Consider the following 15,552-nt stretch of genomic DNA (forward strand, 5'->3'; position numbering starts at 1 on the left):
AATAATTTACACGCTTCACCTATCCATTTCCACAACCTTACAAATGAGAAAAAAACCTATTAAATATCAGGACTTAATCCTGAATTTAATAGGCTTTCAAGCTTTTTCTCGTAGAACTTTTTAAGCTGCTTAATCTTTTTTATTAAATAGAAATCGCTGCTTCTAAAGCTACTTCCATCATGCCGTTGAAAGAATTTTGTCTTTCTTCTGCCGTGGTTACAGCATGAGTAACTAACGAATCGGAAATGGTAAGAATACATGCAGCTTGTTTACCTAACACTTTCGCATTATGGAACAACGCATAACTCTCCATTTCTACACAAACACAGCCATGTTCATTGTAAAATTCATTAACTCCAGGCACATTGTCTTCATGATAGAATACATCGCTGGAATGAATTCTCGCCGTCAGAACTGGCTTGTTAATACGTGTAGCCGCTGCTTCAATGACTTCGTTCAATTCTTTACTTGGCAGCTGGATATCTCCTTCTACACCGCTTTGCACATAGGCATATGTAGATTCACTCCACGCGCTATCCGCCAACACCACGTCAAATAAATTCAATTTATCAGTATATGCTCCAGCACTACCGATACGAATGATGTTTTCCACACCATAGTTTTTGTATAGTTCATAAGAATAAATACCGATACTTGGCATTCCCATTCCCGAACCCATTACCGAAACCTCTTTGCCTTTATAAGTTCCTGTATATCCAAACATATTACGTACCGTATTAAATTGGGTTGGGTTCTCCAAATAGGTTTCTGCAATATACTTCGCTCTCAAAGGATCTCCTGGCATTAATACTGTTTTGGCGATTTCACCATTTTGTGCTGCATTGTGCGGCGTTGACATAATTTATTCCTCCTATGTTGATTACTCATTACTATCTTACTATACCATTCATGATTTTAAATATACGTTTAAAATTTTCTTTTATTGCGACAAAAATACTGCTACTGAATCTCTTTTTATAATTTATTAGCAAACTCGTTAAGTTTTTGGGACATTATCTTTATTTCCTCAATAAATGTAGAAGTATGCTGAACAGATGCCGCCTGTTCTTGGCCGATAGCTGCTATCTTCTCTATCGAATTAGCCATTTGATTCGTAATTCCCTTAATCTGTAACATGGTTTTATTTATGTTTTGCGTCGAGGCGACGGTTTCCCTTGAAAATTTCCGGATTTCCTTGGCTACGACTTCAAAACTTCTACCTTTCTCACCTGCATGCGCTGCTTCTATTGCAGCATTCAGCCCAAGTAAATTCGTTTGATCAGCAACCCTGTTTATAATGGATAGGACTTCTGTTGTATTCTCCACATCTTTTCCAGCCTGCTGAGATTGAATGAGTAGTTCCTGAGAGTGATCGGAAAGTGAACTTACGCCATAGGAAATATTATTAATTTGCTCATTGGCTTGGGATAATGATTCCGAGATTTGTTCTACAATGGCTTTTAATTCACTTTGTCTTCGAATCTGAACTGCAATCCCGCCAATGACTTGTCCCGTTTGATCGTGAAGAGGTGTTGCTGTACCTGTAAACTCAAATCCATAAAAGTGGGCTGGAACATCGGACTTCAAGGTACGATTCTCTTGTATCGCTAAGTAAAGTGGTTCTTCTTTGTGTAAAGGTTGTCCTTCGTTAATGTTTAAATTTATGGTGTCGCCAGGAAAATAAGCAACGAACCGTTCCAAATCACATATCGCTATTGATAAATCAGCGGGGATAGATAATTTTATAATTGGTATAAGTGAGATAAATTTGTCTAACGATTCAATGTTGTTAATCACAGAAATATAGTCTCCATTCCAGCAAAACGTTATTTATAGCGCACCAAGTCTAACCAGATCATGCCTTACATACATGCATTTAATCTAAACCCTTAATTTTGCTTAATTCATATTTTAGATATGTATTCGCGAAAATCTTCATAAAATCCTCCAAAAAAGTTTACAAACACCCATTTCTCTCTCACAAAAGATAAAAAAAGCCCCCACTTTGTGAAAAGTGAGGGCTTTCGTTCTCTTGCTGTTACTAACAATATCGATTAGTTACGGATCAGATAATCAAATGCTCCTAGCGCTGCAGTTGCACCGGATCCCATCGAGATAATGATTTGTTTATAAGCACTATTAGTGCAGTCACCAGCAGCAAATACTCCTGGTAAGCTAGTAGCACCATGGCTATCTACAACAATCTCACCTACGCGAGTACGTTCAACTGTGTCACCTAGCCATTCTGTATTTGGAACCAGACCAATCTGTACAAATACACCCTGCAATTCAACATGGTGAGTTTCTTCTGTCGCACGATCAACATAAGAAATACCATTTACCTTATCAGTTCCGGTAATCTCTTTAGTTTGCACGTTTTTAAGAACAGTAACGTTAGGAAGGCTATAGAGACGATCTTGCAGTACAGCATCAGCTTTGAGCTCTGGAGCAAATTCCAGAACCGTTACATGCTTCACTATACCTGCAAGGTCAATAGCTGCCTCAATACCTGAGTTACCGCCGCCAACAACTGCAACATCTTTGCCTGCAAACAAAGGACCATCACAGTGTGGGCAGTAGGCTACACCTTTGTTCTTGAATTCAGCTTCACCAGGCACGCCCATATTCCGCCAACGAGCACCTGTAGACAGAATGACCGTCTTACTCTTTAGAACAGCACCGTTCTCAAGTTCAACTTCAATTAAGTCATTTTTGTCTAGACGTCTGACACGCTGCAATTTCATCACATCAATGCCATACTCTTTTACTTGCTCTTCAAGTTTAGCTACGAGTTGAGGACCTTCAGTGTACTTCACACTAATAAAGTTCTCGATACCAAGCGTGTCGTTAACCTGTCCGCCAAAGCGTTCAGCAACAATACCTGTACGAATACCTTTACGTGCCGCATAAATGGCTGCACTTGCACCAGCTGGGCCGCTGCCGACAACAAGCACATCATATGGAGCTTTATTGTCAAACTCAGATGCGTCCACACTGCTGCCCATTTTAGCTAAAATTTCTTCAACCGTCATACGACCACTTTCGAAAAATTCACCATTAAGGTAGACGCTTGGAACAGACATAATTTCTTTGCTTTCTACCTCTTCTTTGAATACTCCACCGTCAATCATCGTATGGGTAATGCCCGGATTAAAGATACTCATAAGATTCAGTGCTTGTACAACATCAGGGCAATTATGACAGCTCAGGCTAACATAAGTTTCAAACTTATATTCACCACTAATGCCTTTGATCTGATCAATTACACTTTGCTCAACCTTAGGAGCTCTTCCGCTAACCTGCAACAGAGCCAATACTAATGAAGTAAATTCGTGTCCAAGCGGAGTTCCGGCAAAGGTTACGCCTGTATCTTCACCCACACGATTTACACTAAAGCTTGGGGTTCTAGACAGTTCGGTTCTTTCCACCGTAATCCTAGGTGACATTTTGGCAATTTCATCAACTAGTTCGGTCATCTCTTGTGATGCCTCGTCAGCGCCTGCACTGAGTTTCAGTACTACATCGCCTTCCAAGAGTTCTAGGTATTGCGCTAGTTGAGCTTTTATTTCTTGATCTAGTTTCATTTAGCTTTCGCTCCTTAAATCTTACCTACAAGATCGAGACTTGGTTTAAGAGTTTCTGCACCTTCCGACCATTTCGCTGGGCAAACTTCACCTGGATGATTGCGTACATATTGCGCTGCTTTAATTTTGTTAACAAGAGCGCTAGCATCACGGCCGATACCACCAGCATTAATCTCAACAGTTTGAATAACACCGTCTGGATCAATGATGAATGTACCACGATCAGCAAGACCGTCAGCTTCGATCAATACATCAAAGTTGCGGGAAACCACATGGGAAGGATCGCCGATCATAATGTATTTCACCTTGCCAATTGCTGCGGAGCTTTCATGCCATGCTTTATGTGTAAAGTGTGTGTCAGTAGAAACGGAATATACTTCAACACCTAGTTGTTTGAGGGTTTCATATTGGTTCTGCAAATCTTCTAGTTCAGTTGGGCATACGAATGTGAAGTCAGCTGGGTAAAAGCAAACTACACTCCATTTACCTTTGAAGTTTTCTTCTGTAACATCGATAAATTTCCCATCTTGAAATGCGCTTGCTTTGAATGGTAGTACTTCTGTTCCGATTAATGACATATTGTTTAATCTCCTTTGGGTTTAATTTATGAATAGAGTGGATACTATTTATAATTATTATAATTAACCAAATTAAGGCCTGTCAAGTTATTTATAATAATTCTAATATGATAATCGTTGTCAGTCGCTAAATGTTCATACAAATTCCTTTCTTTCGGATTTAAATACAACACTTTATCATCTGACTGATGCTCATTCGTGCTTATTGACTATTATGGTTTAGTTTACATGTTTTATGTAGTTCAATTTCTACAATTCGATGTCTTCTACTATTAGATTGATAATATTCAAGGATTCTTCCGCTACTGTTGGGTTAGAATAATATCGATTTCCATTATAGGTGATCAGTGCTTTCCATAAAGCCCACCCTCTTGCTCTATTCCACGTTTGTGCATCCATGTTTAATACCTTTTTAAAGATCCTTCTACTAGCCTGATCAAAAAAAGTCCACGCCATTGCAGCATCACAAGCAGGATCACCCACCCCTAATATGCCAAAATCAATGACTGCACAAAGCTGTCCGTCTTTGACTAATATATTTCCAGGTGCGACATCACCATGAACCCAAACTGGTTCTGACTCCCATTCAGAGTCTAATGCCAGTTCCCAGATCTTTTTCAATAGACCTTCATTAAAAATATCTTTATTATGCTCAATCGCATTTCTAGATTCCTCATCATATACAGCTAAGGACCCACCTCTATAAAAATTATGCTCTCCGGCTAAAGGTCCCCCACTAGCATCAATAGACTGTAATTCAATTAAAAAGCTTCCCAAGTCTCTCGCAAATTGATTGAGATCATTAATGTTCTCATGGGATAAAGTCTCTCCCTTTAGCCAATTATTAATAGACCAAGGCCAGGGATATTCTTTGGTAGGTGTCCCTTTCGCTAATGGTGTTGAAATAGGTAACGTCAGTCCTTTCTTTAAAAAAGGTAACCATTGTTGTTCTTTCTCCACTTGAGGAACATAAGCGACTGCACTTGGTAATCGCACACTCATCTGTTCACCTAAATGAAAAGTCCGATTATCATGCCCACTGAATTTCACAGGTCTGATCTCTAAATCGGACCATTCAGGAAATTGTTCATTTATTAATCTTGCTACTAAATCGACGTCTATAGTATTCATAAATATCTCCAATCATGATTTACAAGCATTATTTGGTTGTCTTAAATATTTTCTAGTGACATATGGTATGTGTAAGCTTTATATATTAGTTATAAAGTACAAAGAGAATATACTTTTTTTATAGCTCGATATATATCAGAAGGAGATCTTTGTATATGGAATATGATAGCCTTATCAATGAAATTAAACACTCCTATCAAATAAATATAGAGAATATCAGCCTTCATCGTGAGATGATCGGTAGGGTGTATTTTTTGCAGAACCAAGAGAAAAAGTATATGTTCAAAATATTTCGTAGCTTTAAAACGGATGATGCTCTGCAGACGGTTCGCATCCTCGATTATTTAAAAGCTAACTCATATCCAGCAGTTTCTGTGATTAGAACTGTACAGAATGATAGCCACATTATACTCAGTAGTCAGGCTAGCAGCTGCGTTGGAATACTATACGATTATGTCGAGGGAGCAACACCCGATGGTAAAATCGAGGCGAAGAGCATCGGGACACAGATCGGGAAACTCCATAACTTAATGGAGCGATACCCCGAGAAGCTTATCCGTAGAACAAAATTCGATTACATCGATGGTTATATCTCCAATATGCAAGATCTCCAATTTGACCCAGGAAAAATCCTTGAACTAAATCATTACGGCAATGAATTATGGGAACGTATCACAAGGCTTCCCAAAAGCTTTTGTCACGGTGACCTTCACACAGGAAATATGCTCAGAAATGAGTGCGGTGAATATATTCTTTTGGACTTCGATGATGCTTCGGGTGATTATCCGAGTATGGATGTTGCATACATGTGTGATGCTACCGATTTTAATCACTCAAATGAATCGATGTATGATCAAACCATGCGTTTGTACGAACGTTTCTATTCGGGTTATAGTACAACACGTACAATAAGTAGTAATGAGTTTAAGGCTCTTTTCGATTTTATTGCGATCAGACATTTTCAAATCATCTCAAGAATAGTGCAGTGTCAAGGATTGCAAAGTATATCCAAAGAATTCTGCGATGAACAATATAGTTGGCTTATGAAATGGCAAGAACTTTGCATTAAACACGGGTAAAAATACTGACGTTTCAATCTGTACTATATAAAAACAACCTCAGTACGGGTTCATCCCGAACTGAGGCTATTTCTGTTAACTTATATAGGTCCTACTTCAAATAGGTTCCTGACTCTCCGATTCCACCACTACCGTTCAATACATACACCCGTGCATTTCCTTTACCGGAGCAGTTGATTGTGATCACACCGTTGGTAACGGTTTTGGTATCACCAGTCACTGCATCCACATAAGTTCCGTTAGGAATTCCAGTGAATGTTGCATTTCCTGAGATTGTAACCAAAGCAAAGCTATCGATTCCTTGGCTACTATCAGTGTATCTTCTTTTAAATGCCAAATCACCTGATACATTTTCTGTAGAATATTGGCCTTTTTGCAAAGCAGGAACAGCTCTTCTAATTAAATTAAGTTGTCTGATATGTTTCGCCAGAGGATAATTTAACGAGTCTGCAAGTGTGCCAGTAGCATTGGTATATTTACCGTAATCTTGAACAGTAACACTACCCTCAATATGATCGCCAAAGTAAGCACGGCCTGTTGTACTTAACGGCGCATTTGGACCTACATCAATGACTGATCCTTTTTTGAACTCAATTTCAGAACCATAATAGATCGCAGGTATTCCTCGGAAGGTGAACATCAGCGCGAGATTCTCAGCCCAAGTGTCCTGTGTGCCGGCAAATCTTTGATTTTCTGGTGCTTGGTCAGGTGCATAGTCATGAGAGTCAATATAAGTTACATTCCAGGTAGCATCATTATAGAATTGATCACCGCTTCTCATACTAAATGCTTCCTGAGCAGTCTTGAAGGCCCAGTGCATTGGAAAATCAATAACATCCATACCCGATTTCTTCGAATAATCAGGCGTATGATAAGTATTTCCTGTTAAAAAAGCATTGTTCGAGGTAGGTTGTCCTGCTGTAGTAGAGTTATCTGCCCACTCTTGTTCCACCGATAGCTTATTGGAAGCGTAGTCATTTTGACCGTCACCTGGATAGGGTTTTGAGCTTTTCCAAGTATAAAATGGTGTTGATATCGCCGGAATTCCACTGTTCCACACATCTCTGTACCGAGTAGCCACTTCCCCAAAGACAAAGAAGTCTGAGCCCCCTCTTGTTTTCCATGCCGGCACAAAATATTTGTTAAAAATATACCGGCTTACATGCTTTACAGTATCGACCCGGAAAGCATCCACACCCATATCAATATATTGATTATAGCTGTCGATTAGATACTGATTCACTAGAGGATTCTCTGTGTTTAAGTCCACACAGTCTCCCGCAATCTGTCCTGTCTGGACGGTGTAAGACTCCCAAGAAAGACTTTTTTCCGTATGGTAAATATTATTGTTAGTCTCCGCAGTCTTCATTAAGGCAAGTCTTGCCTGATATTGCTGATCCGGGGTCATGGAATCATAGTTAGCTGGCAGCTTATCCGTAATTTTGAGCATGTTACTCACGGTGTCCGCCGCCGTTGGATCTTTTTTGAACATCGGGAACAGATTTTCTTCTCCAAAATTACCGGTATGATTGACGACAATATCTTGAATAACCTTTATCCCTCTAGCGTGTGCTGCATTGATCAAATCCTGATAAGATGCCCCTGCGGATTCATATCTTGGATCTACTTTTGCAAAATTTATTGCATGGTAGCCATGATAATCATAACCGCTGGCATTCTGCACCACAGGTGTAATCCAGATGGCACTGAAGCCTAGTGCTTTAATGTAATCGAGCTTTTGAATCAGTCCTTTAAAATCCCCTCGCCAAGCTGGATCAGAGTCCGGATTTCCTGCCTTGGCATCCTCCCATGCATGCTCATTGTTACTCGAATCACCATCATAAAACCGGGAAGTGATTACAAAATAAATCGTATCTTCACGAAAATCGCCCTTATTACCAATGTTATAAACAAAACTCTGTTTAGTTTCATTTCCGGCACCATCGATCACAAGGAATTTTAAGGTTGTCGTCTTATTAATCAAGATAGACGGTCCGGTAAGAGATGTCAGTGCATTGCCTGAAATATAGACTTTTGAACTCGTTGTTGGTTCCGTACCATTATCTGTGTAATATGCTGTGGTTGTTGCCGCCTTGTTGTCTTTTATATTAAAAGATACGGAAACCGCTGAGCTCGAATTCCCAACAGGCAGATTCGCAGTGATAATCGGAGCTTGCAAATCGGCATTCAGATCAATCACATAAGCAAAAGAGCCTACATTACCCGCTTGCCCTATAGAGTTAACGCCGAATGCTTTGATAGTCAAAGAAGAAGGTACTTGGATTGGAGTCGTATACAACGTTGAGGTTGTCGTAGGTGTTGATCCGTCGGTCGTATAATAAATTTTATCGCCGCTATTTGTACTGGATAGGGTCACCGTTTGGGCAGAATCATAGGTTTTGGGCACAGGAGAGACGGTTATCACCGGAACCTTAGGAACGTCTGGATTGGCGTCATACCATACGTTATCTGAGTTATACCAGCCCTCTTTTACGCTGCGAGATAAGTCAGCCGTCTGTTTGCCATTGCCGTCATTAAAGATCAGGCTTGCCCCTGTAGCATTTGGAACAGTATAGCTATACCAATCGTTCCCGTCCGATTTCATCAGTATCCCCGGCCATGCTCCACTAGTCGGAACGGTTGCCGGATTCAGATTCCAGTAATGGATGCGGATCGCTGCATTCCAGCTTGCTGGTTTCTTAAAGTGAACGGTTAGCCCCGCTGAAGTAGGTGTAGGTGTTGGCGTCACTGTTGGCGTTGGTGTGGGTGTTATGGTAGGTGTTGGCGTCACTGTTGGTGTAGGAGTTACCGTAGGTGTAGGAGTTACCGTAGGTGTTGGCGTCACTGTTGGGGTAGGAGTTACCGTAGGTGTTGGTGTCACTGTTGAGGTAGGAGTTATCGTTGGTGTTGGTGTAGCTCCGGCCGAAAGGGTCACATAGTCGATATTAATATTCCCGCTATCATCCGAGTCATATTTATAAGCAAGCGTGTTATTTCCTGCCTGTAAAGAGAGTGTTTCTGTTTGGTCTGCCCATGTATCCCAGTTGGTCAGGTTGGCTAATGTTGTCTGTGTAACCTTTATTCCATTGACATAAATGGACACTTTTTTAGCACTGCCGGATGCATTAGCATAGTGAAGCGTGGCATTATAGGACCCTGCTGCGGAAGCCTGGACGTTAAAAGTGGTGGCTGCTCCTGTAGTTGTATATCCATCAACAAAACCAGTGCCCGAATATCCGGTGTGATTCGTATTTACTTTTGCACCACCAGACAGGGATGCACTCTCTGCTTCGTATTTCCCGGCGACCGGAATAACAACCGTCCAGTTCTTCCCGCCGTTATTGTCCCAACTATCCGTTGGAGCCGTGATGTGATAACAATAAATTAGGGTGGCGCCTTCCTGAACATTGAGGTTGGCGATGAACGTGGTTCCATTTTTGGTCATCACCGTGTCCGTAGTATTAGCCCAGTTATTCGTAGTCCAATGTAAGGTCACAGCTGCCGCTGTAGGATTGGTATAGGTGACTGTATGATCCGTATTGCTGGCCGATGCTCCACCCGATAAACCAAATAAACTAAAAATGAGTGAAAAAATAATTAACCACGAAATATAACGCCTGGATTGTTTGGATACCAAGTAAATAACCTCCTCATAATTTTAAGTGCAGCTTACGATTTTAAGCCCATCGTGATGTGCAAACGTTTGCAAAAATGAGAAAAAAAGAAATACTTAATAGTTTTAATCTCCTCCTTCAATGAATAATAAGGAAAAAACTCATTGTATGCGTTTACAAACGGTTCAATATCTGATGAATTTTCCTTGTTAAGATTATAGGCGCCAAACTTTTGCTGGTCAATGCATCTTTTAGGCTATAATTCAATCGTTTTCACTATAAGTTCCCTAAGATAGCAGGTAAATTGTTCAGGTTCTTAGCCAGCCAATTCATTTCTTTTGCAAAACGTTTTGGAGGTACACTATGTTTGTCCATCGCGGCATTAATCCACCACGGGCTTTCCATATACCACAACAACTGCAATGATTTTGTTAAATACCCCTGCTCCACCGTTCGTTCCTCACGATATCCGTCAATAAATGCTGAAGCTAGTGCTCCATCTAAATCTTCATCTAAAGCACATGACATCACTGCTCGCGCTACATCAAGCTGCGGATAATCATATTTGAACCGATCAAAATCTAGAATTGCAGACAATTGGCTATCTTGAAATAAAAGATTATCAACCCATAAATCACGATGTGCCCATCCAGCTACAAGTCCTTCGAATATTTCCGGATCTATTTCTTCAGTCGCTCTCAGTTGTATCTCTAGGTCAGTGATGAGTGAAGTTTTGCCCATTTCCTTTGATTGTTGTAGGAGTACATTCCAATGTTCTAAACGTTCCTCAGGGCTTTGGGGAATAAATTGTGGGGTTCTTTTCAAACTAAGGGTCCCATCATTTAATAAACGATGCATTTTACCTGTGGCACGACCCAAATCAAACATTTGAAGGATGTTAATTTTGCCCGGCTCTATGACACGCCCTTCACAATATTCCATAACCATAAACGTCTCTCCCATATCTGATTCCAGTAAAACTTTATGGTTATAAGCCAACAATTCGGGACATGGGAGTCCCTGTAGATACAATCTTTTCTGTTGAGAAAAGGCGAAGCTCAGTTCTTCTGGGTTATACAATTTATATCTTTTTTTGTTGTATTGTTTAAGTAGAAATGGTCCTGATTCCGTTGTGATTTTCCACTTAAGATTTAACCAGCCACGTTTTATTGGGGTAGCATGAAGGACTTTCAATCCAAAAAAATGATAGAAACTATTACTTAAATCCTCTAAAATGGCTTCCTCTGAACGAATCGCTTCCATTTCATCAACTCCTATCTATTCAAAGTATAAAAGAAGAAGCCGCCAATGACGACTTCTTTTAGATATTTCTTTTTAGCAGAAAAAGTTATCTATAAATGAGGCTCCCGCCTTGGAGAAACTCTTGCGCCTTCTCTTGCATTCCTGATTCAATTCTCGTCGTATTCCGGATATTATGAGAGATCTTCATACTGCAAAATTTCGGCCCGCACATGGAACAAAAATGAGCTGTTTTAGCGCCTTCCGCAGGCAATGTCTCATCATGATATTCTAGCGCTCGCTCAGGATCTAACGATAAATGAAATTGATCACGCCAACGAAATTCAAAACGGGCTTTCGAAAGAGCATTATCCCGATCTTGTGCTCCTTTATGCCCTTTCGCCAAATCTGCGGCATGAGCCGCTATTTTATAAGTAATGACCCCTACACGTACATCTTCCTTATTAGGCAGGCCAAGATGCTCCTTCGGAGTTACGTAACACAACATTGCTGTACCGAACCAACCAATCATCGCTGCACCTATAGCAGAGGTAATATGATCATAACCAGGCGCAATATCTGTAGTCAGTGGACCTAATGTATAAAAAGGGGCTTCGTTACAAGTTTCAAGTTGCTTATCCATATTCTCTTTAATCAAGTGCATCGGCACATGTCCTGGACCCTCTACCATCACCTGTACATCATGACTCCAAGCTATAGCTGTTAATTCACCTAACGTCTCTAACTCGGCAAATTGTGCTTCATCATTCGCATCAGCAATCGAACCCGGACGTAATCCATCGCCTAGGGAAAAAGAAACATCGTACAGCTTCATGATTTCACATATCTCTTCAAAATGTGTATATAAAAAGTTCTCTTGATGATGCGCAAGACACCATGCCGCCATGATGGAGCCACCTCTTGAAACAATGCCTGTCATACGTTGTGCAGTCAACGGGATATAACGAAGCAGAACCCCCGCATGAATGGTAAAATAATCAACCCCTTGCTCCGCTTGCTCAATGAGCGTATCACGGTATACTTCCCACGTTAAATCTTCCGCTTTCCCATTCACTTTTTCCAACGCTTGATAGATAGGCACCGTTCCAATAGGAACAGGAGAATTACGGATGATCCACTCGCGTGTCGTATGAATGTTTTTACCTGTTGAGAGATCCATTATATTATCTGCACCCCAGCGGGTGGCCCATCTCATCTTCTCTACCTCTTCCTCTATGGATGAGGATACTGCGGAATTTCCTATATTGGCATTGATCTTCACTAAAAAATTGCGTCCAATAATCATTGGTTCACTCTCTGGATGATTGATATTCGCTGGGATGATGGCGCGGCCGCGGGCTACTTCATCTCTTACAAATTCCGGTGCCACATTCTCACGAATCGCAACGTATTCCATTTCCGAAGTAATAATCCCTTTGCGTGCATAATGCATTTGAGAGACATTACGCCCCTTTTTCGCTCGCAAAGGTTTTCTATGGAGCGCTGGAAACACTTCCGCCACAGCTTTTCCTGTTGCATTCCCGTTATCTTCAGGCTTCACGGTTCTTCCTTCGTACGCTTCTGCATCCCCTCGTTCCTCAATCCAGCTTAGACGATTGGGCTCTAACCCCTGACGAATATCAGTATGAATATTAGCATCCGTGTAAGCCCCGCTTGTGTCATAAACATGAATTGGGGCATTCTCCTCTTCGCCGTCTATGCCCGCAGTTGGACTAAGTGAGATCTCCCGCATAGGCACCTGAATATCAGACCGTGAACCCTTTACATACACTTTTTGACTTGCTGGAAAAGCTGATAGATTGATTGGATCGTTGTTCAATTCGCTTGTCATCTCAATTCCTCCTATAAGGTGATTTGATCAAGCGGAGACGGTCTACTCCCCACACATAGAAAAGGCCACATCTGTATAAGATGCGGCCTTAGAGTAGACAAATAGAAATAGAGCTCCATTTCCTCCGCTGGCATTATCCAGATCAGGTTTGACGGTCGATAGTTATAACTATCCTCTCAGCCTGGTCCCACCAAGCTCCCGTGACTATATAATTGCTACTTCAAAGTATAACCGAAAAGAGAGAATTATCCAAATCTACTCAAATGTGAGATCAATGTATACGTTAGTTTAACACCAATACCCCAAATCCTTCCAGAAGCACCTCGCCCGACAATGTTGTGCCGCTCAGTAAATCTGTTTTGGTCTCACGAAGATGGATCGTGACAGGAGTCTCACTATAATTAAGCAAAAAAGCATAACTGGAAGAAGCTCCGGTACGGACTTGCAGCTCTACCTCTTCTGGGAGCTCCAGCCAATCTGCTGGCGATTGTAGATCAATTAAATTTATGATCTCAGCCGCTGCCTGTTCATTAAATACGGCTCCGTAATACCAAACCTCACCCTTGCCGCGACGATTTTTAGTTACCGCCGGTTTTCCCGCATAATAATCAGAGGCGTAAACCGCCATCACTTCAACCGAAGCTTCCTCTATTTTGAGAATATCATTAAAGTCATCTGCTCCTGTAACGACTTCGGTCACGCCCGACCAGCTAATTGTTGTTGGCTGACGACTGCCCTTAACCATTGTGAATTCTTCAACTGTGATCCCGCATAGATCCTTAGCAGCACCTGGGAAAGGACGCATATAACATTGACCGCGCTCATCCTTATAGCCAGTTCTACAGCCGAAGATCAGTTTGCCGCCTTGCTGAACATATTCATCCAGCAGTGCTGCTGTCTCATCTGTCATAATCGCTGGGTGAGGATAGATAAGCACGTCGTACCTTGCAAGCTCCTCCAGCGTTGTTTTTTTGCGTAAATAGAGTACGTCATTCGGGATATGCTTCCGCTGAAGCGCCTTGTACCACTCCTTATTGCTCTTCCACATAAACGGGCCATGCCAAACATCGTATTCTCCATCCCACTCATTGTCATAATCACGTACAATAGCAATGTTAGCCTGATTACGAGTACCGACAAACGCATGACCTGCTGCTGCCAGCTCCTGACCGATCTGCCCCGCTTCCCGCACTCTCCGGTTAGGCTGATTATGATAGTCATTGATTCCATGCCAATAAATTTCATTGCCCATCGTAGCTGTCCGCCAGCGGAAATATAACACCATATCTGCTCCATGAGCGATCGACTGATAAGTCCATAACCGCATCTGCCCGGGCTTTGGAGAAGGCATATCCATCCGGTTCACCCAGCCACCCGGGCCTGACTGCTGCTCCATAATGCAGAAATTCGGGGATATCGAACGAACAACAGATAACGACAGTCCCCAGCCTCTATCATTCAGCGGATTCCGCTCATTCGGGTCATAAAAAATAGTAGAGAACTGAGGATAGGAATCATAGCTGAAGAAATCCAACAGTTCATCCGTCATTTCATGGCTATCGAGATGCCCGAACAGACCGTTCGTGGTTACCCACTGCTTAGGGGCAAGTTTACGGATGATATCCGCTTGGTTTTTGGCAAAAGAAATTGTATTGTCCGAAATAAACCGTTTTTCATCCAATGCCTGATGAGGATTGGGTTGCTTAGGTACTGGAGTCGGACGTGGAAGATAGACCTGAGACCAGTCACTATAGCTTTGATTCCAAAAAACAGCTCCCCAGGCCTCGTTCAAATGCTCAAGTGTAACATATTTCTGCTGTAGCCATTCCCGGAAAGCCTTATGGTCACTCTCCGAATAAAATTCACTGATCTCACAGTTGAGCTCATTATCAATTTGCCAGCCAACTACACCCGGATGATTGCCGTAATGTTCAGCCATTTGTTCTGCAATACGTGCACACAGTTCCCGGTATTTAGGACTGCTGTAATTATAATGACGGCGCATGCCATGCTGAAGTGTAACACCTTCGTAGGTTACATTTAAAACTTCGGGATACTTATCAGTCAACCAAGCTGGAGGCGTCGCCGTCGGAGTACCAAGTACAACCTGAAGACCATATTTATGTGCTAGATCAATCGCCCGATCAAAGAGCCCGAACTGAAACTGCCCTTCTGCCGGTTCAAAAATAGACCAAGCAAACTCCCCCATCCGAATGATCGTAAAGCCGAGTTCACGCATCCGGCGATAATCGTCCTCCCACATGTTTTCTGGCCAGTGCTCCGGATAATAACAAACGCCAAGCTCGAATTTTTCAGTTGCGACAGGTTTCTTCATCATTACCTCCAAAGTATTAAAAATATGCTTTCAATATTTTATAATTCTATTGTAGTATCAATAATAAGAGGTCTTATATAACAAAATATTGCTATCATATAATAATCTTGCGTTCATTGCCTTAATCCAACTTGCGCTCT

General features: G+C 41.6%; 10 protein-coding genes and 1 riboswitch. Of the genes, 1 reads left to right on the forward strand and 9 read right to left on the reverse strand.

Annotated elements, in window-relative coordinates; all coding sequences use genetic code 11:
- Positions 1 to 142 precede the first annotated feature (142 nt).
- The 5 genes from deoD to NST25_RS27510 all read right to left on the reverse strand — a co-directional run bounded on the left by deoD (position 143) and on the right by NST25_RS27510 (position 5,293).
- The gene (gene deoD, locus NST25_RS27490) at positions 143 to 859 is read right to left on the reverse strand and encodes a purine-nucleoside phosphorylase (RefSeq protein ID WP_036681380.1); all 717 of its coding nucleotides are present in this window, start codon (positions 857 to 859) and stop codon (positions 143 to 145) included.
- A gap of 116 nt (positions 860 to 975) precedes the next feature.
- Positions 976 to 1,797, reverse strand: a complete 822-nt coding sequence (locus NST25_RS27495) for a methyl-accepting chemotaxis protein (protein WP_076129804.1) — start codon at positions 1,795 to 1,797, stop codon at positions 976 to 978.
- Between the two features lie 257 nt (positions 1,798 to 2,054).
- The gene (gene ahpF / locus NST25_RS27500) at positions 2,055 to 3,584 is read right to left on the reverse strand and encodes an alkyl hydroperoxide reductase subunit F (RefSeq protein WP_076277814.1); all 1,530 of its coding nucleotides are present in this window, start codon (positions 3,582 to 3,584) and stop codon (positions 2,055 to 2,057) included.
- 14 nt (positions 3,585 to 3,598) lie between these two features.
- Complete coding sequence (gene ahpC / locus NST25_RS27505; RefSeq protein WP_036681373.1) at positions 3,599 to 4,162, reverse strand: alkyl hydroperoxide reductase subunit C; 564 nt, start codon at positions 4,160 to 4,162, stop codon at positions 3,599 to 3,601.
- A gap of 249 nt (positions 4,163 to 4,411) precedes the next feature.
- Positions 4,412 to 5,293: an aminoglycoside phosphotransferase family protein gene (locus NST25_RS27510; protein WP_076282688.1), complete on the reverse strand. Its 882-nt coding sequence runs from the start codon at positions 5,291 to 5,293 to the stop codon at positions 4,412 to 4,414.
- Between the two features lie 155 nt (positions 5,294 to 5,448).
- On the opposite strand from NST25_RS27510, the gene NST25_RS27515 reads away from it, so the two are divergent.
- A complete protein-coding gene (locus NST25_RS27515) occupies positions 5,449 to 6,372 on the forward strand; it encodes a phosphotransferase (protein WP_076282689.1) in 924 nt (307 codons plus the stop codon).
- Between the two features lie 91 nt (positions 6,373 to 6,463).
- On the opposite strand, the gene NST25_RS27520 is transcribed toward NST25_RS27515, so the two are convergent.
- The 4 genes from NST25_RS27520 to NST25_RS27535 form a co-directional block, all read right to left on the reverse strand.
- Complete coding sequence (locus NST25_RS27520; RefSeq protein ID WP_340392913.1) at positions 6,464 to 10,009, reverse strand: alpha-amylase family glycosyl hydrolase; 3,546 nt, start codon at positions 10,007 to 10,009, stop codon at positions 6,464 to 6,466.
- A gap of 253 nt (positions 10,010 to 10,262) precedes the next feature.
- Positions 10,263 to 11,249: a phosphotransferase gene (locus tag NST25_RS27525; protein WP_340392914.1), complete on the reverse strand. Its 987-nt coding sequence runs from the start codon at positions 11,247 to 11,249 to the stop codon at positions 10,263 to 10,265.
- 85 nt (positions 11,250 to 11,334) lie between these two features.
- Positions 11,335 to 13,077, reverse strand: coding sequence for a phosphomethylpyrimidine synthase ThiC (gene thiC / locus NST25_RS27530; protein ID WP_340392915.1), 1,743 nt, complete (start codon positions 13,075 to 13,077; stop codon positions 11,335 to 11,337).
- 103 nt (positions 13,078 to 13,180) lie between these two features.
- A riboswitch (TPP riboswitch) is annotated at positions 13,181 to 13,289 on the reverse strand.
- A gap of 71 nt (positions 13,290 to 13,360) precedes the next feature.
- Positions 13,361 to 15,412: a beta-galactosidase gene (locus NST25_RS27535; RefSeq protein WP_076129800.1), complete on the reverse strand. Its 2,052-nt coding sequence runs from the start codon at positions 15,410 to 15,412 to the stop codon at positions 13,361 to 13,363.
- Positions 15,413 to 15,552 lie beyond the last annotated feature (140 nt).

The organism is Paenibacillus sp. FSL E2-0190, assembly GCF_037992965.1.
GTDB classification, from domain to species: Bacteria; Bacillota; Bacilli; order Paenibacillales; family Paenibacillaceae; genus Paenibacillus_AQ; species Paenibacillus_AQ odorifer.

What these genes read in the sequence shown, in the direction of transcription:
- NST25_RS27510 (WP_076282688.1), bottom strand. Translation starts at nt 5,293, where the DNA reads ATGAATACTATAGACGTCGATTTAGTAGCAAGATTAATAAATGAACAA.
- deoD (WP_036681380.1), bottom strand. Translation starts at nt 859, where the DNA reads ATGTCAACGCCGCACAATGCAGCACAAAATGGTGAAATCGCCAAAACA.
- NST25_RS27535 (WP_076129800.1), bottom strand. Translation starts at nt 15,412, where the DNA reads ATGAAGAAACCTGTCGCAACTGAAAAATTCGAGCTTGGCGTTTGTTAT.
- thiC (WP_340392915.1), bottom strand. Translation starts at nt 13,077, where the DNA reads ATGACAAGCGAATTGAACAACGATCCAATCAATCTATCAGCTTTTCCA.
- NST25_RS27515 (WP_076282689.1), top strand. Translation starts at nt 5,449, where the DNA reads ATGGAATATGATAGCCTTATCAATGAAATTAAACACTCCTATCAAATA.
- ahpF (WP_076277814.1), bottom strand. Translation starts at nt 3,584, where the DNA reads ATGAAACTAGATCAAGAAATAAAAGCTCAACTAGCGCAATACCTAGAA.
- NST25_RS27525 (WP_340392914.1), bottom strand. Translation starts at nt 11,249, where the DNA reads ATGGAAGCGATTCGTTCAGAGGAAGCCATTTTAGAGGATTTAAGTAAT.
- ahpC (WP_036681373.1), bottom strand. Translation starts at nt 4,162, where the DNA reads ATGTCATTAATCGGAACAGAAGTACTACCATTCAAAGCAAGCGCATTT.